Origin of the sequence: Rubritalea squalenifaciens DSM 18772 (assembly GCF_900141815.1) — a bacterium.
Classification (GTDB): domain Bacteria; phylum Verrucomicrobiota; class Verrucomicrobiia; order Verrucomicrobiales; family Akkermansiaceae; genus Rubritalea; species Rubritalea squalenifaciens.
On record NZ_FQYR01000006.1, the window covers coordinates 72,765 to 99,470 of the forward strand.

At 55.0% G+C, this 26,706-nt stretch carries 16 protein-coding genes; 5 read left to right on the plus strand and 11 right to left on the minus strand.

What is annotated here, in order from left to right; all coding sequences use genetic code 11:
- Positions 1-10 precede the first annotated feature (10 nt).
- From BUB27_RS16265 to BUB27_RS16275, 3 genes are all read right to left on the minus strand, one after another.
- Positions 11-3,184, minus strand: a complete 3,174-nt coding sequence (locus BUB27_RS16265; RefSeq protein ID WP_143184940.1) for an efflux RND transporter permease subunit — start codon at positions 3,182-3,184, stop codon at positions 11-13.
- Between the two features lie 4 nt (positions 3,185-3,188).
- The gene (locus tag BUB27_RS16270; RefSeq protein ID WP_143184941.1) at positions 3,189-4,325 is read right to left on the minus strand and encodes an efflux RND transporter periplasmic adaptor subunit; all 1,137 of its coding nucleotides are present in this window, start codon (positions 4,323-4,325) and stop codon (positions 3,189-3,191) included.
- Between the two features lie 229 nt (positions 4,326-4,554).
- Complete coding sequence (locus BUB27_RS16275) at positions 4,555-5,253, minus strand: PEP-CTERM sorting domain-containing protein (RefSeq protein ID WP_143184942.1); 699 nt, start codon at positions 5,251-5,253, stop codon at positions 4,555-4,557.
- Positions 5,254-5,398: 145 nt separating this feature from the next.
- Here BUB27_RS16275 and BUB27_RS16280 point away from each other — a divergent pair, with 145 nt between their 5' ends.
- Complete coding sequence (locus BUB27_RS16280; protein WP_143184945.1) at positions 5,399-6,496, plus strand: substrate-binding domain-containing protein; 1,098 nt, start codon at positions 5,399-5,401, stop codon at positions 6,494-6,496.
- Here BUB27_RS16280 and BUB27_RS16285 read toward each other — a convergent pair.
- Entirely contained in the window at positions 6,488-9,037 is a 2,550-nt protein-coding gene (locus tag BUB27_RS16285) for an alpha-galactosidase (protein ID WP_143184946.1), read from the minus strand. The two genes, BUB27_RS16280 and BUB27_RS16285, sit on opposite strands and share 9 nt — an antisense overlap.
- A gap of 271 nt (positions 9,038-9,308) precedes the next feature.
- Here BUB27_RS16285 and BUB27_RS16290 point away from each other — a divergent pair, with 271 nt between their 5' ends.
- The 3 genes from BUB27_RS16290 (at position 9,309) to katG (ending at position 13,924) form a co-directional block, all read left to right on the plus strand.
- Positions 9,309-10,250 carry a pepsin/retropepsin-like aspartic protease family protein gene (locus BUB27_RS16290; protein ID WP_143184947.1) on the plus strand — a complete coding sequence of 314 codons (942 nt, stop codon included), beginning with the start codon at positions 9,309-9,311 and terminating at the stop codon, positions 10,248-10,250.
- A 205-nt stretch (positions 10,251-10,455) separates the two neighbouring features.
- Positions 10,456-11,538, plus strand: a complete 1,083-nt coding sequence (locus BUB27_RS16295) for a substrate-binding domain-containing protein (protein WP_143184948.1) — start codon at positions 10,456-10,458, stop codon at positions 11,536-11,538.
- Positions 11,539-11,713: 175 nt separating this feature from the next.
- Positions 11,714-13,924 carry a catalase/peroxidase HPI gene (katG, locus tag BUB27_RS16300; protein WP_143184949.1) on the plus strand — a complete coding sequence of 737 codons (2,211 nt, stop codon included), beginning with the start codon at positions 11,714-11,716 and terminating at the stop codon, positions 13,922-13,924.
- 82 nt (positions 13,925-14,006) lie between these two features.
- Here the strand turns inward: katG and BUB27_RS16305 are convergent, their stop codons facing one another.
- A complete protein-coding gene (locus BUB27_RS16305) occupies positions 14,007-14,693 on the minus strand; it encodes a PEP-CTERM sorting domain-containing protein (protein WP_143184950.1) in 687 nt (228 codons plus the stop codon).
- 188 nt (positions 14,694-14,881) lie between these two features.
- On the minus strand, positions 14,882-15,955 hold the full coding sequence (locus BUB27_RS16310) for an alkene reductase (RefSeq protein WP_143184951.1): 1,074 nt from the start codon (positions 15,953-15,955) through the stop codon (positions 14,882-14,884).
- 195 nt (positions 15,956-16,150) lie between these two features.
- On the opposite strand from BUB27_RS16310, the gene BUB27_RS16315 reads away from it, so the two are divergent.
- Positions 16,151-16,828, plus strand: a complete 678-nt coding sequence (locus BUB27_RS16315) for a PEP-CTERM sorting domain-containing protein (protein ID WP_159435030.1) — start codon at positions 16,151-16,153, stop codon at positions 16,826-16,828.
- Between the two features lie 85 nt (positions 16,829-16,913).
- Here BUB27_RS16315 and BUB27_RS16320 read toward each other — a convergent pair whose 3' ends face one another.
- The 5 genes from BUB27_RS16320 to BUB27_RS16340 all read right to left on the minus strand — a co-directional run bounded on the left by BUB27_RS16320 (position 16,914) and on the right by BUB27_RS16340 (position 26,703).
- Positions 16,914-17,903: a PEP-CTERM sorting domain-containing protein gene (locus BUB27_RS16320; protein WP_143184953.1), complete on the minus strand. Its 990-nt coding sequence runs from the start codon at positions 17,901-17,903 to the stop codon at positions 16,914-16,916.
- A gap of 182 nt (positions 17,904-18,085) precedes the next feature.
- A complete protein-coding gene (locus BUB27_RS16325) occupies positions 18,086-18,823 on the minus strand; it encodes a PEP-CTERM sorting domain-containing protein (protein WP_159435031.1) in 738 nt (245 codons plus the stop codon).
- Positions 18,824-19,060: 237 nt separating this feature from the next.
- A complete protein-coding gene (locus BUB27_RS16330) occupies positions 19,061-22,759 on the minus strand; it encodes a sulfatase-like hydrolase/transferase (protein WP_159435032.1) in 3,699 nt (1,232 codons plus the stop codon).
- Positions 22,760-22,985: 226 nt separating this feature from the next.
- Positions 22,986-25,472, minus strand: coding sequence for a glycoside hydrolase family 84 protein (locus BUB27_RS16335; RefSeq protein ID WP_159435033.1), 2,487 nt, complete (start codon positions 25,470-25,472; stop codon positions 22,986-22,988).
- Positions 25,473-25,596: 124 nt separating this feature from the next.
- The gene (locus BUB27_RS16340) at positions 25,597-26,703 is read right to left on the minus strand and encodes a GNAT family N-acetyltransferase/peptidase C39 family protein (RefSeq protein WP_143184957.1); all 1,107 of its coding nucleotides are present in this window, start codon (positions 26,701-26,703) and stop codon (positions 25,597-25,599) included.
- Positions 26,704-26,706 lie beyond the last annotated feature (3 nt).

The following is a 26,706-nucleotide window of genomic DNA, read 5'->3' on the forward strand; positions in this document are numbered from 1 at the left end:
CTGTGTCATGTTACTCGGTGACTAGATCTGGAGGTTTATTCCAGATCCTCTGAGTAATATTGAGGACGAGTACCAGCATGGAAGGTAAGAAGGTGAGGGTGATGAAGGCGGTGAAGGCGAGACCAAAGAGAACGATGGCTCCCAGACCGCGGTAGAGTTCGGTGCCAGCACCCGGGATGAAGACCAGCGGGGCGAGGCCCATGAGGGTGGTGCAGGTGGTCATCAGCACCGGGCGGAGGCGTGAGGAAACGGCGTCTTTCACCGATTCCAGCGGCGAGAGGCCGTTCTCACGATAGTTCTGCATGGTTCGCTCCACGATGAGGATGGGGTTGTTGACCGCAGTTCCCAAGAGGATCAGGAAGCCCAGCATGGTGATCATGTCGAATGGCTGCTGAATAGGTGCTAGGCCGATAGAGGGGAGCATCCCGCCGATGTAGTTGAGCAGCCAGAGTCCTACAATACCTCCACTGATGCCGATGGGAACTGTGGTGAGAATGAGGAAAGGATGACCCCAGTGGCGGTAGATGACCACGAGCTGAAGGTAGCAGAGCACCACGGCGATCCACATGTTCTGGCCGAGCGATTTGCGGGTGGAATCCAGTTGGTCGCTTGCTCCTGTTAGGTTGATGCTGACTCCGGGTGGTAGGGCGCCAGACTCACGCAGCGGCTGAACAATGTTTTCCCGCACGGTCTGGACCCCGGTTTCCAGAGGAATGGAGCGAGGCGGTATGATGTAGAGGGTGACTGTCCGGCGGCCATCGACACGGCGAATCTCCGCGGTGTCGACAGTCTCTTCAATGGAGGCGATAGCGCCTACGGGTATGACGCCACCCCGTGGGCTATAGATGGGCAGTGTGGTGATGTCCTCGATGTTCTGGCGTTCCTCAGCCTTGCTGAAGAGGAAGATGTCGATCTTGTCGTCATTGAAATAGAACTCATCGACGAAGGCGCCGTCGCTGAGTGCGGCAGCGGCGAAGCCGAAATTTCGGGGTTCAAAGCCAAGTTCCTCCAGACGCTCCCACTTGGGTTTGATCTCTAGCAGAGGTTGTCCAAGAGTCAGAGAGGATGGTCTGGAGTTGATCTGGGCCTCTTTAATGTGTTCGCGGCTGAGCCGGTAGACTTCGAGAGCGGTGTTGTAGATTTCTGGCAGGTCGCGCCCGCTTATATCAAGCGCGACGGCGCGGGTGCCGCCGTCATTGCTGGAGATGATGGAACCGCGGGCAGAGAAGGCGCGCATGCCGGGGTAGGAACGGAAGTGCTCATCGATAATGTCAATGTATGGGTCGATATGCTTGGGGTTCTTCGTGACGGCAATGACGCGCATGGATTCCGGACGGACGATGACGACGAAGCGGTCGAGTGCAGGGATCTTGGATTCCCCTGAGTCGAAGTTGGCGGGGTCGTCCTTGAGTGCGGGGAGAAATTTCTCCTGGGTTTCCAGGGCGACTTTCTCCATCTCCTTGAGGCTGTAGCCGGGCGGTGCGATCATCGTAGAGAAAGCTTTGGCTTCCTCTCCTTCCGGCAGGTATTCGGCGGGAGGCGTGAGGAAAAGGAAGGCGGCTGCGGTGGCGGCGAGGGTGAGAAGCATGCAGATGGCACGTCGCCATGCACTGCTGATCAGCCAGCCGATGGGCTTGATCAGGCGTGGCTCTTTCTTCGGCTTTTCGGCAAAGCTGTGTGCTCCGTCCTTCTTCCTTTTCAGGCCGGGCATGTAGGCGAAGGCAACAGGCACTACGGCAGTAGCGACCAGCATGGAAACAATGATGGAGGCTGAGATGGCGATGCCGATGTCTGAGAAAAGCTGGCCGGCTTCTTCCTTCACGAAGAGGATGGGCAGGAAGACCAGCACGGTGGTCATGGTGCCAGAGAGAACAGCGGTCCACACGGCCTTGAGTCCATCGTGGGCGGCATCCATGCGGGTCTTGCCTTTGCGCCGTTCCACCTCGATGCTTTCGAGTACCACGATGGTGTTATCTATAGTCATGCCGATAGCGAAGGCGATGCCAGCGAGGGAAATGACGTTGATGGTACGGTCCATGACTAACAGACCGATGAAGCCAGCAACGATACAGACGGGCATGCCTAACATGCCGATGAGGGTGGCGGAACCGGAGCGAAGGAAGAGGAAGAGCACGAGGGTGGCGAGGCTGGCGCCGATGGCGATGTTCTTCACCACGTTGTCGATAGAACTCTGGACATACTGGACGTCGTCATTGGAGAGGGTCATTTCCAGCCCTTCTGGGAGTAGGATCTCTTGGTTGATGCGGTCGATTTCGGGCAGGGCTTTTTCTTTGATGTCGATGACATTGGAGCCGGTCTGCCTGACGAGGGAGAGCCGGATATTCGCTTCGCCCTCACTGTAGGAAAGATTGCGCAGTTCGGCATGGGTGAGTTCCACAGTGGCTATGTCTTGAAGGCGGGTGATGGAATCACCTCGGCGGACGATGATAAGCTCTCTGAGATCATCGAGGGTGTGAAAGCGGCCGACAGTGCGTAGCAGATAGCGGCGTTTGCCACTGTCTAGGTCACCAGCGGAGACATCGACATTACGATCACGGATGGCTTGGCGTACATCGTTGATCGAGAGCTTGCGCTCGGCGAGTTTGGCTGCATCGACAATGATGCGGATTTGACGCTCGGCACCGCCATTGACGCGGACTTGAGAGACGCCTTCGATTCTCTCTAGTGCCGGGCGTACGTTGTCATCCACGAAGTCTAACATCATGTTGATGTCGTGTCCCTTCGGGTTGCCTTTCACGGGGACGATACGGAAAGAGAGGAAGGGGTTGTAGGAAAAGGAATCGGAGCGCAACACTGGCTCGTCCACATTTTCCGGGTAGGAGGGTACCTGGCTGAGCGCGTTGTTGACTTCCAAGAGAGCTTCATTGGCATTGGTGCCGAAGGGGAATTCCAGTTCGATCTCAGCGCGCCCGGTGGAGGCGAGGGAGGTCATCCTTTTCAAGTTGGGGAGTCCGCGGAGGTATTCCTCCTGCTCGATGAGTATTTCCTTCTCCACGTCTTGCGGAGTGGCGCCGGGCCAGCGGGTATCGATGGAGATGATGCGTGTCTCCAGGTCCGGGATCATCTGTACCGGCACGCGGGTGGCGGCGACGATGCCCAGCACCATTAGCATGATGACGGTGACGGCGACCAGTGTGCCGTGCTTGAGTAAGAAGCGGATCATCGTATCACTTGGTGGATTCCTTCTCAGGCAGAATGTTTACCGCCTGGTTATCCTGTAGTCCCTCGTTGCCTTTGAGGACGAGGGTTTCGCCGCCGTTCAGGCCTTCAATGACCTTGGCCATTACACCTAGCTCCCCCGTGGTCTTGATGATCCGGGAAACGACCTTGGAGCCGGAGTCTGATTGCTGCACGATCCATACTTTGGCGCTGCCGTCCGGGAAGCGGACTACGGCGTCCCTAGGGATCTGGACCGCCAGGCCATTCTTATGATGAGCGGCAAGTGTGGCTGTACCGGACATGCCGGGACCAGCGATGCTGTCTGGGTCAGAGATGGATAGTCTTGTTAGGAAAGTACGCGAGATGGCATTTTTTACGGGGACAACGTAGGATAGCTTGGCCTCCAATGCCTTGTTGGGAAAGGCGTCGAGGGTGATGAGAGCCGATTCTGCATTTTTGACCCGGCCTATGAACTCCTGCGGAACTTGGATGTCGAAGCGCAGGTTCGTCATTTCCACCAGCTCCAAAACAGGAGTGCCGGTAGCGACCCATTCACCAGCTTCCGAGAGTTTTTGTCCGATGATGCCATCAAAGGGGGCGACAAGCTTGTGGCGTGCGATCCTTTCCTCTTGGAGACCTTTGCGGACTTTGAGTTGCTTGAGCTTGGCTTCGGCGATGCGAAGGTTGGTAGAGAGGGTGATGGCTTCGGACTTGGGGAAGGCGCCGGACTTGGCGAGTGATTCGGCCTCATCGACAAGACGTTTGGCGTTGGCCAGCTCGATCTCGGCCTGCTCCTGCTCGGCTTCGATGAGTGAGAGTGCCAGTTCGCCGAGTTTTGTGTCCAGTTCCATGAGGACATCGCCTTTTTTGACGGTGTGTCCAGAATCGACATTGAGCTTGTTGATCAGTCCGTCTGTACGGGAAGAAAGACGGGAGCGGCGCGGGGAAGTAACCGTGCCAGTGAGGGTGATCTTGCTTTCCAAGCCTTCTAACTTTTCCGCTTTGGTCACCACGACAGGCTTCGGCTTCTCTTGAGCCAAACTCGGTGCAGCGAGGCAGGCCGATGTAATGGCGAGTAGTGCTAGATGTCTTACCCGTCGTGTTTGAGGGCTTTGGTGAGAAGCTGGATGTGGATGCTCTATCATGCTGCAATGGAAAGGTGGAGATGGGCACAGGTAGTTTGTGCGTATGCCAATTGGTGGGCTGAGACACGCACGTAAACTAACACCTATTTCCTACACATATACCAAATGCAAATACTTGCAAAGAATATGAGAGTCACAACTTGGCTGTGCTTGTGGATGTCCGTAGGCAAAAAGAGAGGGCTTCCGAAGAAGCCCTCTGGAGGTTGAAATGGGATAAGAATGAAATCGATTATCTGCGACGACGCATGATCAACCCGAGTCCGGCAAAGCCAAGCATAGCTGTGCTGGATGGTTCAGGCACAGAGCTGACGGTACCGTTCACGATGAAGCCAAGACTAGGGTCAGAGTTATTACCAATCAAAGGCTGGTAACCGAGTGTGTTGTCGGTGAGGACATCGTTTTTGACGATGTAGAGACGGAAGGTGACGTCGCTGGTTTGATTAGTGAGTGAGCCTTCGGATGACAAATCTACAATGAAGCGTTTGTCCGTGCTTGTATCATCAAGCGTGTCGGAGGCGATGTCGCTTGCAAAATTATCCAGACTGGTACGGACATACATAGTGTAGTCGCCTGCATTGGCTACATCATAGGTGAAACTCTCATAGGACACCTGGTATCCTGAATCTGGAGTGATCGTGAATTCGGTGTAATTGTCATTGATCGCGTCGCGATTGACGGCGTCATCCCAACGCCCAACCCACCGAGCTGCCGAGTTTGTGGCGTTGAAAGGGTTGTTTACGCGGTCGATGGTAGATACTGTGAGGAAGGAGGCGGTCTCGTCTGCCGAAGGAGTGCTGCCTTCGTTGAAGTAGTCCGGATTTGTGATATTGTCTCCAGAAGTCGGTGTCCAGCGAGCGAGGACTGCTGCATTAGCAGCTCCTGCGAGTACCAGTGAGGTGATGATGGTGAGGGTGTGTTTTATTGTCATGACATTGATTGAGTGGTTTTGTGTTCAGTGTTGGGTGCTCAATTTGAGCAAGTGGCTGTAATTCTGTGTCATGTGCAATTGGCGGGCAATGCGAGGAAAGGTGATTGTTCTGGACTAAAGTTTGGTCCAGGCGTTCAATAGTCAGATGAAGGAAAAGCTGGACCGCAGTCACTTGCCGGAGCGATTGGCAGATCAAATAACGAATTTGATATTGGCGGGAGAGTGGACGGAGGAGTTGCCGGGTACACGTATCTTAGCCGAGCGATTTGGGGTGAGCCGTGGTACTTGTGTGACTGCGATAGGAATTTTAGAGAGACGCGGTGTGTTGATGCCGACCGAACCTCGTAAAACGCGGAGAATTAACAGCTGTGAGGTGATAGACCGTGGTGAGGTACCCAAAACGCTATTGGCTCTGCATGATGCGGTGTCGCCTGTTCAGCCAGACAAGGCGACGGCGTTCATGGAGGCAATGGGGATCTGGGAATTGTCTTGCGGCCCCGCCCATCAGGTTGCGGTGGATTTCAGCCGCAGTCAGATTCCAGGTAGGACTCTGAAGAAGCTGATCAATAAGTATGCAGCAGATGCTATCTTGATAAGAAATGCGCCCAAAGCATGGATCGGGGCTGCCGTGTCATTGCTGCCCACATATGCTCTGGGTGGCTCGTTGCCAGATAGTGCTCGTGTTAGTCATTCGGCGTATGAAATCGATCAGCAGCTAGAAAAGGTGATTCGCTTATTGATGAGCATGGGGCATCGTAGCATCATGGTGCCCTGCCGTGATGAGCTTAATTACACGCGTGCAGCAAGTCAGAGGGTGCTTACGAAAAATCTAGGCTTATCATCCGCAGAAGTGAATACGCTCTGTCCAACCTACAGTGAGAATGTCCCCGGTGTGTGGCCTGATTTCTGGAGAAGGGAATTGGGCCGTGTGCAGCCAACGGCCGTCATTCTTACAGATGGCGGTCATCTGGCATCCCTATATACCTATTGCCTGTCATGTGGCATTCGAATCCCCCAGCAGCTTTCGATTTGTCTGATCAGTCATGAATCGATCCTGGAGTGGCTGCATCCACAGCCTGCGATGATGCGGTTTCCTCATCATAAGGCGGTGGCTCATTTTCGAAAATGGATTGAGGGAGGTTTGGCCCCGTTGGGGTCAAAATTCCTTGAGCTAGACCTTATGTCTGGAGCGTCATTGGCTTCAGCGAGGAATGGGGTTCTTCAGGTCAGTGGTTTAGTTTGAGTGTTCCACTGTTTCCAGCTGGAGTACCAGACTCTGGTAGTCACCCTTGCCCCAGTGGAGGCCGAGGCCTTGCTGCAGTAGAGCGTCTCCACCGAGCTCCTTGCCGTGGTAACCGGAGATGAACTTGCCTTCCTTGGCTGGGTTGAGCTCGGTGATGCGGTAGCGTTTGGCGGGATCGAGTCCTTGCAGTGGAAGAGTGTCGAAGGGGCTCAGGAGTGAGATTCCCGTGGTGAAGGCGAAGAAGACGGCGCGGCCCTCTTCCTCGTTCACGTACATGAGGGCTGCGACGTGGCTTTCGTAGGGGGAGGAAAGGCGGTAGAGATCGCCTAACTGGACGGTGCTGCGGATGGATTTATAGACTTCGAGTGCTTTCATGGAGAACGCCATGTCAGCCTCGGGTACGCGCTCGGGGCGCAGCTCAAAGCCCAGACGACCAGTCATGGCGACATCGAAGCGGAACTTGATAGGTGTGCTGCGCTTGGTCTGGTGGCTGGGGACCTCAGTGACGTGGTTGGCCGTGGCGATAGCCGGGTAGAGGTGGTTGATGGACCATTGCATTTTAATGCGTTCGAGAGCGTCGGTCACGTCGCTGGTCCAGAACTCGTGGTGGTAGCGCATGGCGCCGAAGTCGGTGCGGCCTCCTCCAGAGCCGCAGGCCTGGAAGGTTACATCGGGGTATTTGTTAGTGATCTTCTCAAGCACAGCGTAGTAGCCTTGGACGTAGTCGACGATGAGGCGTTCCTGCTGGTCGGCAGGGAGGTAGTTGGAGCCAGGCTGGGAGATTGAGCGATTGCAGTCCCATTTGACGAAGCTGATGCCGGGATGTTTCCCTAGCAGTTCATCCATAAAGGAGAAGATGTAGTCCTGCACGGCCGGGTTGGAGAGATCGAGCACGAGCTGGGTGCGCATGAGGTGCTGGTCGCGGTGTGGTAGCTCAATGGTCCAGTCTGGATGTGTTTCGTAAAGTTCGGACTTGGGGTTCACCATTTCGGGTTCTACCCAGATACCGAAGTCAATTCCCTCCTGGTGCGAGTGGTCGATGAGTCCCTGGATGCCGTCCTTTAGCTTGCTGGTGTTGATCATCCAGTCACCGAGACCGGCGCGGTCATTGTCACGCGGGTGTTTGCTGCCAAACCAACCATCGTCTAACACAAAGAGTTCGATGCCGGCGCGGGCGGCATCCGTGATCATGTTCTTGATGAGCTTGTCGTCGAACTTGAAATAGGCGCCTTCCCAGGAGTTGAGGAGAATACGGCGTGGCTCGTGGCCTCCTCGGATACCGCTGTTGCGCGCCCAGCGGTGAAAGCTGCGTGAGGCGTGGCCCTTGCCCTTGGTGCTGTGGGTGAATATGAAGCGGGGAGTCTCCAGAGATTCTCCAGCGTTAAGCTGATAGCGGCTGAGTGTGGGGGCGTAGCCGGACTGGATGTAGACCTGCTTGGTAGCGGTTTGCTCGATACGGATGCGCCAGTTGCCAGACCAGGCGAGGGCGCCCATGATCACTTCGCCATATTCTTCTGAGGCAGGCAGGTCTTTGGAGAGAATGAATGCGGGCTGGGCAGTTTGTGCCGTCCGAGTGCCACTGAGGCTGCGCAATTCGGTCACGCCTTGACCTAGCAGGTTTTCACTCATGATCGCCTCGGCTCCCCATACTCCTGTGAAACGGGTTAGATGATAGCGGCTGTGCTTGAGGTTGAGGAAGCCGGAGGCGGCGTGATTGAGCGTGATGGGTTGCTCGCCGTGGTTAGAGACGGTGGCCCAGCTTTCAATGACGTTTTCTGCAGCGTGGGCTAGATAGTGCAGCTCTACGCTGACAGGGTAGCTCGGGTCCTCAAGGAGTATGGTGAGGTGGGCCGCGTTCCCTTCTTTCACAAGCTTGTGCTCGCGGTAGTGGAGATCGAGCGAGACTTTGCCGTCGGCCTGGATGAGGGATATGGCGGATTCGGTGAGAGGCTGGTTGAGGTGAGCGGGGTAAGCGTAGTTCCACTGAGGGTGGATGTCTGCAGCGTTTGAAAGCCGTGGTCCCAAGTAGTGGCTATAGAGATGGTTGCCTCCTATTTTAAATGCCATGGTGGTCTCAGCGGTTTCCAGAAGGAAGTAGTCTTCTAACCATTTTGGAGAGTCGCCTTCGTGCTCAATGCGGGCATTGGCCCAGATGGCGTGATTGCTGTCTGCCGGATCAGTGGTCGTGAGGACGAGAACGTTTACGCCTGTCAGGTCGATCTCCACCGGAATTGCTGAGTCAGAGCGGCGGAAGGTATCGCTCTCCCAGAGGAGCCTGCCGTCGCCGTAGGCTTTGAAGATGACGGCGGCATAGTCTTCACCCACGGCTGTATCGATTCCGATGTCTGCCTGCAGCTTTGTGGCAGTTCCATTCAGCTGGAGCCTGACCGAGGAATTGCCGTGGACTCCGATGCCGTGATCAAAGTTTTCTCCCTGGATGTGGAGTGGGTTGCCCCCGATGGATTGATTGGCTGAGATTTGGCACCAGCCAGAGCTGGCGTTTCCGAGTTCCAAGGTATCTAGATAGGTGCTGCGTGACATAGGTGTGGTGAGTGAGATTTCTGGAACGCTGACAGAGGTGTAGTGGGGTGCAAGATAGATTGGTTGATTCTTGGTGCTCCTATTTTGGGGCTATGGGTTGGTGCTGAAAAGCTCAGTAGGTTGAAGTTTCTGAAAGGCAACGGCTTGGGGGAATGGGGTGATGTCGGGAGAAAGGAGTGTCTACGCCTCTATGTGGCGTAGCAGGATGTTGTGAATCTTTTTTGAGAAGTAGCAGTTGCGCACGTAATTAGCAGTGCACACACACTCTAATATGATCAAAACACTCAAGTATACTTCAATGGCCATGCTCTGTGCCTTGACGACGCTCTGCGCGCAGAACACGGAACAAGCTTTCACCTTTAGACCCATCAAAGTGGAGGCCACGGATAATGGCGGCCTCTTTACCGCTACAGTAAAAGTAGAGGATACGAATGCCCGCTTTCTGATTGATACAGGCTGCGCATACACACTTGCCTACGATACGGATTTCTTAAAATCGATGGGCAAGGAGCTTACCGCCCAAGGGAGGGCTCGAGGAGTCGGTGGAGATGGAAAAGCCTTCCGGGCAGTGATAGAAAAATCCACCGTGGGGAATGTGGTGGAAGTCGGGAAGCAAGAGAACGCCAGAGTCTTACCCGTGAAGCACCTGGAGCACCTCAAGACAGGTGGTCAGCCTACTGAGATCCGAGGATTGCTCGGCGCTCCACTGATGAAGAAAGCGCGTGGGGTTTTTGACTATGGTAATCCGCGTATTCTGGTGCCGACTGGCAATGCTCCCAAGGGAGTTTATCAGATGGCGATGAAGCAGCAGGGAGCAACTGTTTTGCCTCTGATGGAGGGGGAAAACAGCTTTCCTTACATCGATTTAAAAATCGGGGACACTACTTATGCCTTCCTGATTGATACGGGAGCGAATGCTCACGTGATCTCCACCAAGCTGGTCGAGAAGCTGCAACTACAGACCGAGGACAAGGATGTGGCAGTGAGAGGGATGACTAAGGCACAAGGGGTCAAGGTTGTCCGAGTCAAAGATTCGGTGATGGGTAAGCACTTCCAGCTCTCCGAGTTGAAACTTCATGTGATCGATACCCAGAGCCTGATGAAGGGGCCCGGAGGAATGGAGATCGGGGGAATCATCGGTACAGGCCTGCTCAAGCAGCTCAAGGCCCAGCTCGATTTTGATTCCTACACTCTGATTGTGCCCAAGCGTTAGACAGTTTTTTGTGTATACAATGGTATGCGGTGGAAAGTCGGCTCTTGTGAGGAGGGCTGGCTTTCCCAGCGTATGGAGTAAAGAAAAGCCCGTCTCTCTGATGAGAGGCGGGCTTTTTGTAAAGTTTTGTTGGTAGTCCATCTACCCTCTCTATGGGGGTAGATGTGGGTTGAGTTTTGGCCGTGATCGTGATGCAATAGGGCTGATGAGAAAGCTGCCTCTGAAGACGAAAGCTGAGCAACTGGCACGAATGATCGAGGAGATGATTCAAGCCGGAGAGTGGACGGAGACCTTGCCGGGGATGGAGGTGCTGGCTAAAAAGTATTCGGTGAATCCGAAGACGGTGCAGAGGGCATTACGTTTGGTGGAGCAGAATGGATGGCTCTTACCCTCAGAGCGACGCAAGGCGAGAAAAATTAATCCATCACGGCGTCAGGTCAAAGCTGGGAACCGAAAATCCTTGTTGATGCTCTATTCGGGGATTGATGCTAAGGATTTGGTGGTCGGGACGGTGCTCCAGCAAATGTCAGATAGGTGGATGCGTCATGGAACTGCAGTAAATATGGAGCAAGTGGACTTTGCTTATCATAAGGAGCCATCGAAGTACCTGCGAAGACTTGTCGAGAGGCATTCCGCGGATGCTATCTTGTTTTACAATGCGAGCCGTCGATGGATTGAGGTGGGAATGAACATGCTGCCGGTATTTTGCTGTGGTGGAGGGATTACGGACAGTATGAAAATCACCTCGATGGGTTTTCGTTTCTCAAGTCAAATAGCTTGGCTTATCCAGAAGTTAAATTCCATGGGTCATGAGAGGATCATGTTTTCGTATACGGACCCCGATAGAGGAATCCGTGAAGAAGTTCTGAGTGTGGACGCTTTTCCTGGGAAGCAGGAGAACCTACGAGGCCGCCGGTCGGACTACTGTGTCAGAGTGGCGGAGGACCTGCCTGATGTGTGGAGTGGAATGTGGGAGCGTGAGTTTACAAGGCTACAGCCTACCGCTGTCATCGTGATGGAAGGGCACCATCTGCTGAGCCTGTATGCATTTTGTGCGAAACGAGGGATCCGAATTCCTCAGGATCTTTCCGTGGTGAGTCTGGTGGAATTTGAAGGAGGAAACTGGTTGGAGCCCGCGATTACCTATGCTCAATTTCCATACGCTAAGATGCTGAATTATTTTGAAAAGTGGATTAGGTCGGGCTTGAAACCTTTGGGCTACCGGGAAGTTTCGATGAAGTGGATGGAGACAGGTAGCTTGGGCGCAGCTCCGCGGCAGCGATCTTAGCTAGTCGCCTCGGTAGGGTTAGAGTTTTGTTTACAATCCGGGGAAATGCCTTATGTCTATAGGGCGTATTTTTTTCGTGCGGCAGATGTTTGCACCTGTTGTTAGCTTTGCTGTATGAGGAAGGCTGTCTTTTATTGCTAACATTCGAATATACAAAACTGAGAAACCCCGAACGATGAGTAACGAATCCAAATGTCCATTCCATCAGGCTGCCCCCAGTGGTGGCGGAACTACGAACCAAGATTGGTGGCCTAACCGCTTGAAGATCGAGCTGCTTCACCAGCACTCGAAAAAATCTGATCCCATGGGGTGTGGTTTTGATTACCGTAAAGAATTTGAGAGCCTCGACTTGGAGGCTGTTAAGAAAGACCTGACGAATCTGATGACTGACTCGCAGGATTGGTGGCCGGCAGACTTTGGTCACTACGGGCCTTTGTTCATTCGTATGGCCTGGCATAGTGCGGGTACGTATAGGATGGGAGATGGACGCGGTGGCGGCGGCCGTGGTCAGCAACGCTTTGCCCCGCTTAACAGCTGGCCGGATAACGTGAGTCTGGATAAGGCGCGACGCTTGCTGTGGCCGATCAAGCAGAAGTACGGCAGGAAGATCTCCTGGGCGGATTTAATGATTCTAACAGGTAACGTGGCTCTCGAAAGTATGGGCTTCAAGACCTTTGGTTTTGCGGGGGGACGGGAGGATACCTGGGAGCCGGATCAGGATGTCTACTGGGGCCGCGAGACCGAGTGGCTGGGTGGAGCTGAGCGTTATGGTGAGGGGGATGAAGGAGGTAGTCAAGACGATGGGCGAAACCTGGAGAACCCCTTGGCTGCGGTGCAGATGGGGCTCATCTATGTGAATCCAGAAGGGCCGGACGGAAACCCGGATCCAGCCCTAGCAGCCCATGACATCCGTGAGACCTTTGCCAGGATGGCGATGAATGATGAGGAGACAGTGGCACTCATTGCTGGAGGGCATACCTTTGGTAAATGTCATGGTGCCGGGCCTGCAGAAAGCGTCGGTGCGGATACGGAAGCAGCTCCGATGGAGGCGCAGGGCTTTGGCTGGGCGAATACCTACGGCTCCGGCAAGGGAGGAGATACGATCACCAGTGGTTTGGAGGTCACCTGGACACAGACTCCGGCCAAGTGGAGTAAACTATACTTCAAGAACCTCTTTGAAAACGAGTGGGAGCTTACACAGAGTCCTGCGGGGGCGCATCAGTGGATTGCTAAGGATGCCAAAGAGACGGTTCCTGATGCACATGACCCTAACAAAAAGCATCGTCCAACGATGCTGACCACTGATCTATCCCTGCGTGTGGATCCAGCCTACGAGAAGATTTCCCGCCGATTCTATGAAGATCATGAGGCCTTCCAAGAGGCCTTTGCTAGGGCGTGGTTCAAGTTGACTCACCGTGACATGGGGCCTCGTTCCCTCTATCTAGGGCCCGAGGTTCCGGCGGAAGAGCTGGTCTGGCAGGATCCTATTCCTGCCGTGGATCATCCCTTGGTAGATGCGAATGATGTCAAAGGCTTGAAGGACAAGATTGCGGGTTCAGGTCTGAGTGTTTCAGAACTGGTTTCCACCGCCTGGGCTTCTGCTTCTACCTTCCGTGGCTCGGACAAGCGCGGTGGCGCGAATGGTGCGCGCATCCGCTTTGCCCCGCAGAAGGACTGGGAGGTGAACCAGCCGGAGCAGTTAGCTAAAGTGTTAGGAGTGCTGGAGGGGATACAGTCTGAGTTCAACGCTTCTGCAAGTGGAGGCAAGCAGGTCTCTCTGGCGGACTTGATTGTCCTGGCTGGTGGGGTCGGCATTGAAATGGCTGCGAAAGCTGCGGGGCGTGAGGTAGAAGTGCCGTTCAGTCCCGGGCGTGCGGATGCTAATCTGGAACAGACAGACGTGGAGTCCTTCGATGTTCTCGAGCCCATCGCTGATGGTTTTCGTAACTATCTGAAAGGAAAGTTCAGTGTTCCCTCTGAGCATTTGTTCGTGGACCGTGCTCAGCTTCTCACACTAACAGCTCCAGAAATGACAGTCCTTACCGGTGGGCTTCGTGTGTTGGGGGCGAATGTGGGGGATGAAAAAGCTGGGGTTCTCACGGATAGGCCTGGGCAGCTCAGTAATGACTTCTTCAAGAACCTGCTTGATATGGGAACTGAGTGGAAGTCTGTCTCACCCTGCGGCAATGCCTTCTTGGGAAGCTGCCGTGAGAGTGGTAGGCCAAAGTGGAGCGGAACCCGTGCCGATCTAGTGTTTGGTTCGAACTCTGTGCTGCGTGCCGTGGCCGAGGTGTATGCCTGTGAAGACTCCGAAGATAAATTCGTGGAAGACTTCATAGCGGCCTGGGTGAAGGTGATGGAACTGGACCGTTTTGATCTGAAGTAGGTTCATCTCCCATTCAAAGACTAACAGAAAAGCCAGCTCCCTGATGGGGGCTGGCTTTTTTTGATGGTGCTCTAGTGCTGGATTATCGTCTGCGGCGAAGAAGCAGGCCGAGGCCAGCAAGCCCGATGAGTGCGGTGCTGGATGGCTCAGGAACGGCAGATACGTTCAGGGAGTAGACGTGGTCTTGGTCTGAAGCGTCGGCAAGGCCCCCGAATAGAGGATCGGAATCAGCATTTGCGATGTTTAGATAGGTGGATGAGTCTGGAACGCCCACTGTGTTCGTGTTCATGGATGTTCCCACGAAATTTCCAGCTGTGTCGTCAGAGGAGAAGACGAGGAAGATGTCGCGGTCCACGGTGAGCTCGATCCCGGAGAAGTTCCAGGTCATGGCTCCACCAAGAGTGCTAGTGCCACCATCTCCAGCTGCGATCGAACTATAGTCGAAGGAGTTGATAGATGAACCGAGATAAGTGACTCCGGAGGAAGTGTCTGGCGCGAAGTCTGAGTCATTCTCCGCACTGGAGTTCGCCATATAAACATCGATGTAAAGTGTGGCTGAGCCACCGCCGAGGTCGCCTTTGTAAAAGGTGACATCATCCAGGCTGTAGGTGGAGGAGGTGGTGAATATGGCGGAATCGAGGCGGATTTCCTGGCCGTAGTCACCAACGCCGCTGTCGTTAGTCAAGTTGGTCTGGCTGATAGTCACAGCGCTGGCAGAGCTAAGGCTGGCAGCCGTTATGAGGGTTGTGAATAGGAGTGTATTTTTCATGTTTGCTTTGTTGTGTATTGTACAAATGCGTTAAAGCGTTCCTCTTATCTCCTTTTCACGGTCTGACTACAATAGAGTGGTTTGTGCTTCGAGTGGTGTGCTGAAGGGGCCGGGTGGGGGTGTGGGTGATGAAAAAGCCCGCTCTACACGAAGGCAGGGCGGGCTGGCAAAGAGAGTTGGAGGGTGGATTAGATTTCGCAGGCGGCGTTGTCCAGGAATGGGTAGTCTGTGTAGCCCTCGGAGCCTTGAGCATAGAATGTCTCAGGAATAGGTTCGTTGAGCGGCGCATCTTTGGCGAATCGCTCGGGGAGATCTGGATTGGCGATGAAGAGACGACCAAAGGAAACCGCGTCCGCCGTTCCGGTCTGGATGAGGTTTTCTGCCTGAGCTTTGGTGAGTTCCTGGTTGGCGATGATGCCTTTGCCAAAGACTTGCTTGATGGCTGGGGTGAGGCGTTTGTTTGCTTTGAGATCCTCACGCAGGAAGATGAAGGCGATACCGCGCTGCTTACACTGCTCGGCCAGATAGCTGTATGTCTCCAGTGGGGTGGAGTCACCTGCATCATGGGCGTCTCCTTGAGGGGAGAGGTGGAGGCCTACATGCTCAGCGCCCCAGACGGAGATCAGGGCATCAAGGGCCTCAAGCATGAAACGTGCTCGGTTCTCGATGGAGCCGCCGTATTCATCTGTGCGGTGGTTCGTGGAGCTGTGGAGAAATTGTTCGGGTAAATAACCATTGGCGCCGTGTAGTTCCACACCATCGAAGCCTGCGTGTTTGGCATTTCGGGCAGCTGTGCGGTAGTCTTCAGTCGTCGCTTTGATATCCTCCACGCTGAGTGCGCGAGGGGTGACAAAGGGTTTCTCTGGACGGATCAGGGAGACATGTCCAGCTGGGGCGATGGCTGAAGGGGCTACCGGTAGTTCGCCGTTCAGGTAGCTAGGGTCCGAGATACGACCGACGTGCCACAGCTGGGCTAGTATCAGGCCTCCCTCGTTATGCACTGCAGCGGTGACTTTTTTCCAGCCTTCGACCTGGTCGTCACTCCAAAGACCAGGTGTGTCAGGGTAACCCACTCCCATTGGGTTGATGGAAGTGGCTTCAGACAGGATCAGGCCCGCACTGGCGCGCTGGGCATAGTACTCCGCCATCAGATCATTTGGTACACGTCCTTCGCTGGCGCGGCAGCGGGTGAGAGGAGCCATGACGAGACGGTTGCGGAGCGTAAAGGCTCCCAGCTGTAGTTCTTGCTGCAAAATGGACATAGTTTTCCTAGGTAAACTTGATTCAAGATTTAGCTAGGAAAATTTTCTCACAGAATGGTCAGAGGAGAAGTTGGGTGATTCTGGTGCGGTAAAATCTGACTATTGAATGTCTCTAGGTGACTGATGGGGCGCCTTGCGGGATGAGGGGGAAGTGTGGGTAGATGTCAGCGCACTTAATTACTTGCACACATGAAAATGAATAACCTCATACTAATGACGGTCCTGGGCCTTAGCTCAGGAGCAAATGCAGCGATCTCTCTGGTTAATGGAGATTTCGAGGATGGTACCGTAACGACTGGGTGGGATGCCTTTGGTGGAACTGGTAATGCGGAAACGACTGATCCTATTCTCGGATCTCAGTCCGTAGTCAGCACCAATTCCACCTTTGCTCAGGATTTCTCTGATGCGAATGACGTCTTCAATTTCCAGCTGGATTTCGCGGTTCGCCTGACGAGCGTGAATAGCACGCAGCGGATTCGTCTGCGCGGTGATAACAATTCAGGTGATCTGATTACGATGCGCTTGAGCAGCGGTGGTATTGATACCTTCTCCGGAGCTTGGGGGCAGCGTGTGGCCGAGTCCATTACAGCGGGAACAGATTACTTTGTGCGTATTACTGGTACTGATTTGGATTCCGGGGACCGTGCCTACACTGTAGGGATTTCCACTGACGGCGTAACTTACAACACAGGAGCTGAAACCACTGCATTCCACTCAGCTGGTGTAGGCACAGGTTTCGAGACTATTGTTCTTGATAGCTCCTCTGGTGGTGCTGTTTGGGATGGAGTCAGTGTGACTGCTGTGCCTGAGCCTTCTGGTGCAGCGCTTATTGGTTTGGCTGGTCTTGGGTTCATCCTGCGTCGTCGCCGCTAAGACCTGTTTTGAGTATAGTGTGAATATAAAAAAGCCAGTACCTGGAAGGGTGCTGGCTTTTAGTTTAAATATTGAGGCTAGTCGCTTATCTGCGGCGGCGAAGGATGAAGCCGAGACCAACCAGTCCGATCATCACTGAGGATGTCGGCTCAGGGACTGCGGTTGCGGTGGTGCCGTTGAAGCTGAGGATGCTTGTATCATTCGCGAATGATACGCCGTTGACAAAGATGTCGGCGCCTTGCTCGGTGAATTCCTCCAGTGAAGCGAGTGTCAGTTGAGCGCCGACTTCCAGATTGATCGTGGTTTGAACGGCCTGGGAATTGATGGGGTCTCCAGCGCCAGCCAGGCTGAGTGAGCTTGTAGCGTCGATGAAGACATCCACACCTTGAGTCAAGAAGGTGCTGGCCCATGTCGAACCATTGGTCAGGTAGACGTTGCTGTCACCTGACATGCCTGTGAGGCTCGCTGTGGCTCCGTCCAGAGTCAGTGAATTGAAGACGACGCCTACAGTGCCATTGGATGTAAAGGAGGAGGTGACGTTCAGGGAGGCCACATTGCCAGTGGTGGCATCATTGATCGCAGCTGTACCAGCGGTGAAGCTGGTATTGGTGGAATTGAGGGTGCCGCCAGAAGTAGTCAATGAAGATAGGTTGACTGTGGAGTCTGTGAATGAGTGGTTCTCGAATCCGGAAACATCACCCACGGAGAGTGTAGCGCCACCTTCGACGGTGAGTGTGGTGCCAGCGCCGCCACCGGTCACGTCAGATCTGCCGATAGATGCAAGTGTCTTGCCTCCGCCCACGGTCAGGCTGTTGCCCGATCCTGTCTGGAAAGTTCCGCCGAAGTTGCTGGGAGTACCGGTGCCGCTGGAGATTTCAATGAGTCCGCCGGTGTCAGCGGTGATGTCTGCGCCGCCGTTGATGGTGTTGGCGCCCGGTGTAGAGCCTTGGTCGTCTTGCCAGTTGGCTTCCTGGTAAAGGGAGATTGCGTCTCCTCCACCAGTCCAAGTCAGAGCTGCCTGACTGGTGGCAGTAGATGCTGCAGCCATCAGGGCATAGGTTGTGAGTTTGTTCATGTGTGTATTGTGTTTAGTGATAAGTCGTCTCTATTTCTGGAAAAAAAGAGGCTACTTATCACCAAAGGATGGAGAGGTGCCGGATGTTAACGCGAAATCTGAAAAAAATGCGTGAGAGAACAAGAAGCCCGCTCGTGGCGAGCGGGCTTTGGAGTGAGTAGTGGAATATAAAACGGGTAGGGTTATTTACGGCGGCGGAGGATAAAACCCAGTCCGGTGAGTCCGATGAGAGCGGTGTTTGAGGGCTCTGGAATCGCAATGGCGTTTACCTGGGTACCGAGACCTCCGTTGATGGAAGTGAGTACGGCGTTGTCTCCAGCTTCGATCGCATATGGATCTGAGCCCAATACAAGAGCATTGCCTCCGACGGTGATGACGGATTGATGCTCTGCCTGAAAGCTTGCAAGATCTTCGTTGAGGAAGCTCAAGGTGCTGTCTGTATCGAGAAAGTTGACTGTAGAGCTGCCGGGAAGTGGGGAGTTGCCGCCCCTCAATGTAAGTGAGGAGGCTCCGTCGAGTGTGATGGTCAGCGTGTTGATGAACTGGAGGTTCACGGTGCTGCCGCCCTGGATGGTGAAAGTGTGGCTGATGTTGGAGGCTACCAAGCCATAACTGCCACTGGAGGCGAGTGTCTGACCAGCTTCAAGAATGAGGTCGTTGTCACCGATGTTGAAGCTGTTGGTGCCGAAGTTGTTCGGAGAGCCGGTTCCGCTGGCGCCGATGATGATGAGGCCGCCGGTGATGGCTGTGTCGATCGCTTGACCTGGATTGATGGTGTCAGCTGCAGGTGTGCCTCCGCCGTCGGCCTCCCAGTTGGATTCAGCGTAGAGGGTGTTGTTGTTGCCCGTCCAAGTTAGTGCCGCCTGTGACTGGCTGCTCGCGAGTAAGAGAGCTAGAGATATTTTTGTGAGGTTTCTCATGTGTGTGTATGCGTTGAGTGTTTTTGTCATTAAGTGGGATAGCGCACCTCAACCACCGAATGGAAAGGGGCTACCAGTCTTACAGGAGGCATCTTGGTTGAATGTTAATAAGAAACTTCTTTTTTCTCTGGTAAGTGCTGGGCAGGAATCAGCTGTGAGAAAGAGAAAAGCCCGCTCGTGGCGAGCGGGCTTGGTGTTTTGGGTGAAGCTTCGTTGTGCGTGTGATAGGCAGGGCGCTTAGTTTAGCGTCTCTTTGATTTGTATTTTTGAGAAGGCTTTGGTCAGGGTAGGGAGTGGCACGGTGGTGCTCTGTCCGGCGCTGCTGGAGATGGTGACGCTGCTGATGCTGCCCCAGTCCACCAAATCATCCGAGAAGAGCACTTTGTAACTGATGGCTGAGGTGTTTCTGAACGGGGTGAACTGGAGGGCTAGGCCGTCCCCTTGGGGGACGAGAGTAAAGATATCCTCCGGTGAATTCGGGTTAAGCGGCGAGGTGCCCATGGAGAACTCGACGAAGTTGGAGAGACCGTCTTTGTCTGGATCATCAGTGGAGAGGATGTCTTTGACGCCGTTCCAGTCGAAGGATCCGGACCATGCCTGGTAAAGTGGACCCTCGGTAGCGACGCTGAAGACGCGGAAGTAGTCGATCTTAGCCTGCAGGGCACCAGCCGAGTTGGTATTGGCCTGGAACTTGATGGTGTCGAGCTTCTGGGCTCCGGTGTAAGCTGTTGCATCAGCCAGGTCGATGGCTGCACCGCCATTGAGTTCCAGACTGGTGGAGATCGTCTTGTTGTCGAGGTCCAGAGTGGAGGTGACGACTGCATCGTTGATGGTGAGTCCAGCGATGGTGTGGAGGGTGACGGCGTTGTTGTTGGCTGGGTTGTTGTTGCGGACTTCCAGAATAATGTCGCTGCCGGACTTCTTGAATCGGACGATGCCGAAGTCTGAAGTGAGGGCTTGGTCTCTGAAGGAGAAGCCGAAGGCTGCGCCGTTGTCAGCGTTGCTCAGATCGACATCCTGCACGCGGAAGCGGAAACGGTAGGAGCCGTTTTCATATGGGGTAGCGGTGATGTCCTGCGAGGTGCGGTTGTGGTTCTTGGTGTCGTTGGAGAGTACCAGGAGGCCTGAGCCGTCTGTGGCTACATTGGCGGAGGTGGTACCGGTGAAGGAAATTCCAGTCGTGCTGGTAGTGTTCTCCAGTTGAGTAGTCGCAGCGTCGTCAAATTCCCAAGCGACAAGGCCAGTCTCCGTGGAGACGTCTGGTAGCTCGATGTAAAGTGTGGCGGTGTCTGTCTGGGAAGCGGAATCGCTTACGGTGTAGTCTATGGTGATACCTCCTGCGAATTCTGCCGGAGCATGGAAGGTGACTGTCTCTCCGTCTGTGGTAGCATAGCCGGTGGAAGGCTGGGTGATAGAGGTGATCGTCATTTGACCTTCACCGAGGTCGTTGAGCAAGGGATAGATGATGCGCTCTTCCCCAGGGACCGAGGTGATATCATCATCGTTGAGTTGGAGGGCTAGTGCGTCGTCGGAGACGAGTGTGTGGACGGTGTTGCCGGTATTAGTCACTCCATTGTTGCTGGAGCCACTGGAAAATTCCCCGGAGGCATCAATGCTGAAGCCGTTCCATCCGCCGAGGTTTTCTAGCTCGATCCGGTACTTGTATTTTTGACCGACGATGGAGGTGAAATGGGTATCGATATAGCTGGTCTGGCTGACCGGGACGTAGGCTATCTCACGGTAGGTTCCGTCTTCATCCGGGCTGCTGCGGTAGATGATCGCGTGTGTTGCATTGGTGGCATTTACTGTCCAGTCGAGCTGCAGGGCTGTCTCTGAGAGCTGGGTGACGGTGAGGTTGGATGGGGCTGCATCCGGTGGTGTGGGGAGGGCGCTGATGACGCCGTTGGAGACCAGGATCTCCTGTTCACTTTTCCAGGTATTGGATCCAGGCTTAGGCATTTTGGCTCCGGTTTCGAGGAACTGCTGGTAGACCTGGTGAAGCATTTCCTTGGCAAGATCCGGGCGGATCTCGGAGATATCGTTCTGCTCGTAGATGTCCGCGGCTAGGTTATAGAGCTCAACCTTACGCTGAACCATGAAGTAGAGGAGTTTGTAGTCCCCCTTACGGTAGGCGGCGAGGGCTGGGTTGCCTGTGCCCGTATTGGCATTGGTGAAGAAGTGGTGCAGGTCCTTGCGGGCGGAGAGCTCTGGAAGAGCAGCGGAGAGCATGAAGGAGACTGAGTCAGAAGATTCCGAGGACTGGCTACCGCCAGCCATGTCCACAAAGGAGGCGAAAAAATCTGCACCGTGAACGAAGGAGCTAGAGTGGCTGCCTGCCGGGGTGACGCCCGGGTAGTAGACGATGAGTGGAATTTTCAGACCGCCTTCGTAAACCCAGGTCTTGCCTTGGCGGAAGGGATAGTTGGAGGTGGGGTAGGAGCTGTAGGCGTTTGGTGTGCCGGATTTATAAGCGCCCTTGCTCTCCACGTAAGTCGGTGCCGGGTTTACCGGGTCAGTGGAGTCATCTTCCAGCGATTTGCCGTCAGCGATTGGGGTGGTGGACTTGCCGCCGTGGTCAGAGGAGACCACGATGATGGTGGTCTCTGAGAGTTTCTTGCCTGGGTTGCGTGGATCGTCGGTAGTGGCGAGATAGGCGCGCAGGCTGGCGAGAGAGTCATCGTAGCTCTTGAGCATGGCGGCGTAGACGACGTTGTCTTGGATCATGCGGGTTTTGGAGGAGTAGTCCGTGATGAGTGGTGTGGAGGCCATCGGGTGGGTGGCCAGGGTGGAGGCCATGCCTTGCTTCTTGCTTTTGAAGTAGTCGATGTCAGTAGTCTTGGCTTCTGCTGGTGTGTGGACAGCGTAGTGGGCCAGAGTCATGCAGAAGGGGTCGCTGGCATGATTGCTGATGGAGTCTGAAATGAATCCGATGGCTTTCTGGGTAAGTCGGTCAGTGATGTATTCTCCGGCGATTGGTGCGGAGGTTCCCCAGCTGGTGTCATCGAGGTCTGGCAGCTCAAAGGTGTAGGAGCCTGTGGCGTGCTGGTTTTCTACAGAGAAGTAGGATGCTGGTGGAGCTCCGGCGTGGCCTGAAGCTATGGAAACATCAAAGCCTTGCTGGCGTGGGCCGCGGGCGGGCTGGTCGCCAAAGGTGTAGCCCGGGACAGCCACAAGAGAGGGGGATTCCCCCAGGTGGTATTTGCCGATGTAGCAGGTACGGTAGCCAGCGGACTGGAGGGCCTCGCCATAGGTTTCGTTGTCCGGGATGGTGACTCCGGCACCTGATTGGGAGCCAGAGACCGTGGTGCCGCCTGCGTAGATGCCGCCGCCGATCGGATCACCATCGTGATCGATGTAGAAATCGTTGTTTGGCACGGCTTCCGGGCGCCAGTCATATTTTCCGGTGAGAATGGAGCGGCGGGCGACCACGCAGCGAGGACCGGAGCAGTAGGCGTTATCAATGCTGACTCCATCGCTTACCAGCTGGTCCAGTGCAGGGGTTTCGTAGATACTTGGTCCATCAATAGATGGGTTGCGGAGTGCGGCGATATCCTTGTAGCCCATGTCATCGGCTAGGAAGAAAATGATATTCATTTTCAGGGTCGTGGTGGCGCTGCCAAGATCGTGCCAGGCTGAGCTGCTTCCAGAATCAATGGCGCGGACACGGTAGCTGTAGGTGGATTGCTCACTAAGGCCGCGATCGTAGTAATGGGTGGAGTTTGCGGGGACGGTGGCTACGAGTGCCCAGCTGTTGTCTCCGCCGTGGCGTTCGATTTCAAATCCAGTCTCGCTGGTGGACATGTCTTCCCAGGAAAGGGCAATGGCTGCGGGGCCTGCAGGTGAGGATATGCCCATGAGCGGGCTTTCCAATGCCGAGCCGCTGAGTTGCAAGCTGAGGCAGACGGCTGCGACGAGTCGTGGGTTTTGGAGTTTCATGGTGAAGAGTGTTTTTTGTGTTCTGGCGCCGAAAAACTGCTGCGCAGTCATCGGAGCACTCGGCGCGAGTATGAATAGAATTCTAAATTCCTATGAATGAGTGATTCCGAAAAGGAATCAGTGCTTTTAAAAAAACATGGATACTTGTTCGCAAACGAACTTCTCGGCACAAAAAAACCGCACCCTTGAGCAGGGTACGGCTGAGGAAAGAGGGGATGAAGTCGACTTAGCGCCAGATGATCTCGAAGACGTGTGCCTTGCTGCCCGCGGCTGGGGAGATGGTCAGCTTGTTACCGTCTTGTTTGATAGCTTCCTTGGGTGCGTCCGTGATGAAAAAGGCTTTGGTGGCTTTATCGGGGCCAGTGAAGGTCTGCTCATTCTCCATGGTGAAGTAGGTGGCGGGGTTTCCGTCCTCAGTGGCTGCCAGGGAGTTTTCCTTGGCGTCTTCCGGGATGTCGAACTTGAGCTGGTTGATGCGGAACTCGGCGGTCTCCTGTGAGGTGTTGACGAGTCGGAAGAAGCGGATCTTATGATTCACGTTTACTGGATTCTGGATCTCTCCTTTGCCTTTTCTGGCGTTGAAGGGTTTCCAGTTGGAGCCGTCGGTGGAGACTTCGATGTTGCATGCCTCGGCAGCCTTTTCGTTATCCAGCTTGATGTGGATGTAGGTGGCGAAGATGCCCTCTGGCAGGGCGAGGCCGATGTGCTGCTGTGGCTCGAGCTTCACGACTTCAAGAATGCGGGTGAGGTTGACGTACTTGCCGCTGCGCTCAGCCTGGATGTTGTCCAGACCCTTGGCGTTCGAGAATGCCTTGTAGATGGCGCTGGTAGTGGTGCTCTTGCCACCGAGGAGCTTGTAGGCTTTGTCCCACTCGGTCTTGAAGATTTCGTCCACAAAGGGGGTGAGCACGAGAGTGGCCACCTTGCAGCCTTTGGCCCATTTCTTGTCACTCGGGAATGTTTCTTCGAAGTGGCGCTTCTTCTGCGCGTCTGAGAATTCCTGCTGGCGTGCCTTGGCTGTGGCGATGGCGGAGAAGAGCTTCATATGGGCCTCGCCGTTGCCAGCCTTGCCTGTAGCCAGAGTGATGGCGGCCTGCCCTGCCTCGCCGAGCTGTTCGAAGGATTTCACCCAGTACTCGATCTCATGCCAGAGTGCGGGATCGCTCTCTGGGAGCTTGCTGCTGATTTCTTGGGCCGCGGCCGTGATGTCGCGGAACTCCTTCATGAGTACCTCGGCTTCTTCCTGTGGAAGGGATTTGGTCTCACGGTACTTCTCCAGTGCGTTGTCCACGACGGGCTTCATGTCTACGGATTCCTCGCGGCGGTAGCCATGGCCATTCGGGCCTTGGTCCGAGTTGTGCTGGGCGAAGAGGAACATCGGCTTGGCGAGGCCGGGGTAGAGGCGCGGGAATGAGGCGCGCCAGGAGTTTTCTGATTCGAAGGCGTCTACGTTCCACGCCCAGTCGGCGATGCTGAAGAGACCGATCTTGGAGGCCTCCGGTTTGTCCATCGGGTTGGAAGCGAAGCCTGAGAGTTTACCTTTGTTCGCTTTGTCCAGTCCGTAGGTTCGGCCTAACAGGAGATTGTAGCGGCAGTAGTCATTGACTGGCCAGTTCCACCAGATGAAGGGCTTGCGCTGCCAGTGCTGGGAGACTTCTTGAACGACGCGGGATGGGATGTCCGAGCAGATGCCGGGGCCGGTCCACATGATATCAATGTCTTTATCCAGGGCTGCGCCGAGGCTTTTCTTGTACTCACTGCCGTGGCCACCTGCGTAGTCAGTCGGGCACATGAGTAGTGGGGTGACGTCCTTCTTTTTCTTGATGAAGTCACGGTTGATCTGGTTGAGCATCTTGGCCTGCATTTCTGCCTTGGCTCCTTCTCCGCCGATGTCATCAAAGAAGACGGCAAAGGATCTGACACCCAGATCATACATGGCCTCGAGCTTCTTAATGGACACGAGGATGTCATCCGGGGTGCCGTCTCCATCCTTGTCATCCCAGCGGATGGAGGAACCGGGATGAAGAGCCCAGATGAAGTTGACGTGGCTCTGCTTGGCGGCTGCTACGAGTTCGGTGATCTGCTTAGCCTGCTCGGCAGGGTATTCGTCACGCCAGTGGTGGGAGTTGAAGCCAGAGTAGGGATCGTCTTTCGGTCCGTAGATGTAGGCGTTCATCTTGTACTTGCCATAGAACTGGATCTGGCTGAGGCGGCGCTGGTGTTCCCAGGGTTTGCCGTAGAAGCCTTCGATGGACCCGCGGAAAGGCATGTCCGGCCAGTCGGCGACTAAGCAATGTGTGAGCTTGCCGTCGGTTTCGATCATCTGGGCGAGTGTCTGTGTGGCGTAGAAAATGCCAGTTTCGTCCGTGGCGGCGATCTTGATGCCAGTCTCAGAGACTTCGAGGACATAGGCGCCGGGGATATCGTTGACGGAGGCCTTTTGCAGGATGGCTTTCGCTGCCTCACCTTGTGTGGTGGTGATGGCGAAAGATCCCTTGGGCTCGATCTTGCGCGACTGGAGTGCGCTGGCGAGTGCGGGGAATTTCTTGGCGTCAGCGGAGAGCATGTCGGCGGTGGTTTCGGCTTTGCCGAGGTGGTTCACCTTCTGAGGCTTCGGGTAGACGTCTTTGGCTGGGTCGCCTGCGCTTGCCGATAGGCACAGAGCTGCGCTGGCAAGAGGAATCAATAGAGAGCAATTGCGTGTTTTCTTCATGAGTAGTGCGTGAAATGTTTGAGTGTGGCATGTTGCCATGCCTGTCATAAACAATGATGCTGGTCTGAAGATAAGGCCAGAGGATTTCAGGTCATGAAAGCAAGCCCGCTTGGGAGGTGCGGGCTTATTTTTGAGGTTCCAGGATGACTGCGGAGTGGAAGCGTTTGCTGCCGTAGTTGATCATCTTGGCGAATTCGTTTTTGGCCACGGGGATGTACTGGCAGTCGAGGGGGCTGCGGGTGAGTTTTTCTACATCAGGGTCGTGCAGGTAGAAGCAGAGTGAATCGGAGGCTGTGATCACGACCCAGTGAGGGGCTTTGTCCCCGTTGAGGCGATAGCTGCTGATGAGGATGCAGATGGCGGCTCCAGCCTGAAGGTGTTGCTCGAGGCTGGCGTTGGTGATGCGTTGGTAGTGGATGGGGATGTCCTTGTCTTTCGCCTGTTGGAGGAAATGATGGTGTACGGTCTGCATGATGTCCTTTTTGTGTTCACTACGAACGCCATCCAGGAAGAGTGGGCACTTGTGGCTAAGCAGGACTCTGGGGTGATAGTGGCGGCGGTGGGCTGCAAGGGCGAGGCCTAGCGGGTGGCAGCCACCATGGCCAGAGGTCATGTAGATAGTGGTAGCCTCACGCCAGAGGTCTAGCTCAAGCTCCTGGGTGAAGCCGATGTCCGGCCGGATGCTGGCCATAGCCATCATGAGGGCGGCGGGGCCGCAGGTGAAGTCGGTGGTCTGCTGGTACCAAGGAACACGATTTGGAATGTGCTCTAGGTCGGGATGGCGGATGCGCTTCTGCATCCTCACGGCATCACTGTGGTCCTCGTAGTAGTCGTGGATTTCCTCAAAGGGGGCGTAACCTGTGGACTGGTAGAGCTGACGCGCGGCTTGGTTGTTATCGCTGACCTCTAGGCGCATGAAGAAGCGGTCCTGTTTAGCGGCGGCTTCCTCGACGTCCTGCAGCAGCTTCTTGCCGAGGCCTTGCCCGCGGGCCGGATGGCTGATGGCGATGGAGTAGAGTCGGGCTAGGCGGGTGCCTCGGTGGAGCAGAACCAGTGCATAGCCGACAAGCTGCCCGTCGCGCTCAATCACCCGGAGGATGGAGTTGGTGCCTGTGATCCAGCGTTGGAAGGAACGTCTGCTGAGGCGGTCGGTTTCAAAGCACGCCTGTTCGATGCGGAGGAGTTTCTCGAGGTCGTCCGTGCTCACATCGCGGATGAAGGTCTTGTTCATAGT

What these genes read in the sequence shown, in the direction of transcription:
- BUB27_RS16315 (WP_159435030.1), top strand. Translation starts at nt 16,151, where the DNA reads ATGAATAACCTCATACTAATGACGGTCCTGGGCCTTAGCTCAGGAGCA.
- BUB27_RS16290 (WP_143184947.1), top strand. Translation starts at nt 9,309, where the DNA reads ATGATCAAAACACTCAAGTATACTTCAATGGCCATGCTCTGTGCCTTG.
- BUB27_RS16305 (WP_143184950.1), bottom strand. Translation starts at nt 14,693, where the DNA reads ATGAAAAATACACTCCTATTCACAACCCTCATAACGGCTGCCAGCCTT.
- katG (WP_143184949.1), top strand. Translation starts at nt 11,714, where the DNA reads ATGAGTAACGAATCCAAATGTCCATTCCATCAGGCTGCCCCCAGTGGT.
- BUB27_RS16330 (WP_159435032.1), bottom strand. Translation starts at nt 22,759, where the DNA reads ATGAAACTCCAAAACCCACGACTCGTCGCAGCCGTCTGCCTCAGCTTG.
- BUB27_RS16285 (WP_143184946.1), bottom strand. Translation starts at nt 9,037, where the DNA reads ATGTCACGCAGCACCTATCTAGATACCTTGGAACTCGGAAACGCCAGC.
- BUB27_RS16295 (WP_143184948.1), top strand. Translation starts at nt 10,456, where the DNA reads ATGAGAAAGCTGCCTCTGAAGACGAAAGCTGAGCAACTGGCACGAATG.
- BUB27_RS16340 (WP_143184957.1), bottom strand. Translation starts at nt 26,703, where the DNA reads ATGAACAAGACCTTCATCCGCGATGTGAGCACGGACGACCTCGAGAAA.
- BUB27_RS16265 (WP_143184940.1), bottom strand. Translation starts at nt 3,184, where the DNA reads ATGATCCGCTTCTTACTCAAGCACGGCACACTGGTCGCCGTCACCGTC.
- BUB27_RS16335 (WP_159435033.1), bottom strand. Translation starts at nt 25,472, where the DNA reads ATGAAGAAAACACGCAATTGCTCTCTATTGATTCCTCTTGCCAGCGCA.
- BUB27_RS16310 (WP_143184951.1), bottom strand. Translation starts at nt 15,955, where the DNA reads ATGTCCATTTTGCAGCAAGAACTACAGCTGGGAGCCTTTACGCTCCGC.
- BUB27_RS16320 (WP_143184953.1), bottom strand. Translation starts at nt 17,903, where the DNA reads ATGAACAAACTCACAACCTATGCCCTGATGGCTGCAGCATCTACTGCC.
- BUB27_RS16275 (WP_143184942.1), bottom strand. Translation starts at nt 5,253, where the DNA reads ATGACAATAAAACACACCCTCACCATCATCACCTCACTGGTACTCGCA.
- BUB27_RS16280 (WP_143184945.1), top strand. Translation starts at nt 5,399, where the DNA reads ATGAAGGAAAAGCTGGACCGCAGTCACTTGCCGGAGCGATTGGCAGAT.
- BUB27_RS16270 (WP_143184941.1), bottom strand. Translation starts at nt 4,325, where the DNA reads ATGATAGAGCATCCACATCCAGCTTCTCACCAAAGCCCTCAAACACGA.
- BUB27_RS16325 (WP_159435031.1), bottom strand. Translation starts at nt 18,823, where the DNA reads ATGAGAAACCTCACAAAAATATCTCTAGCTCTCTTACTCGCGAGCAGC.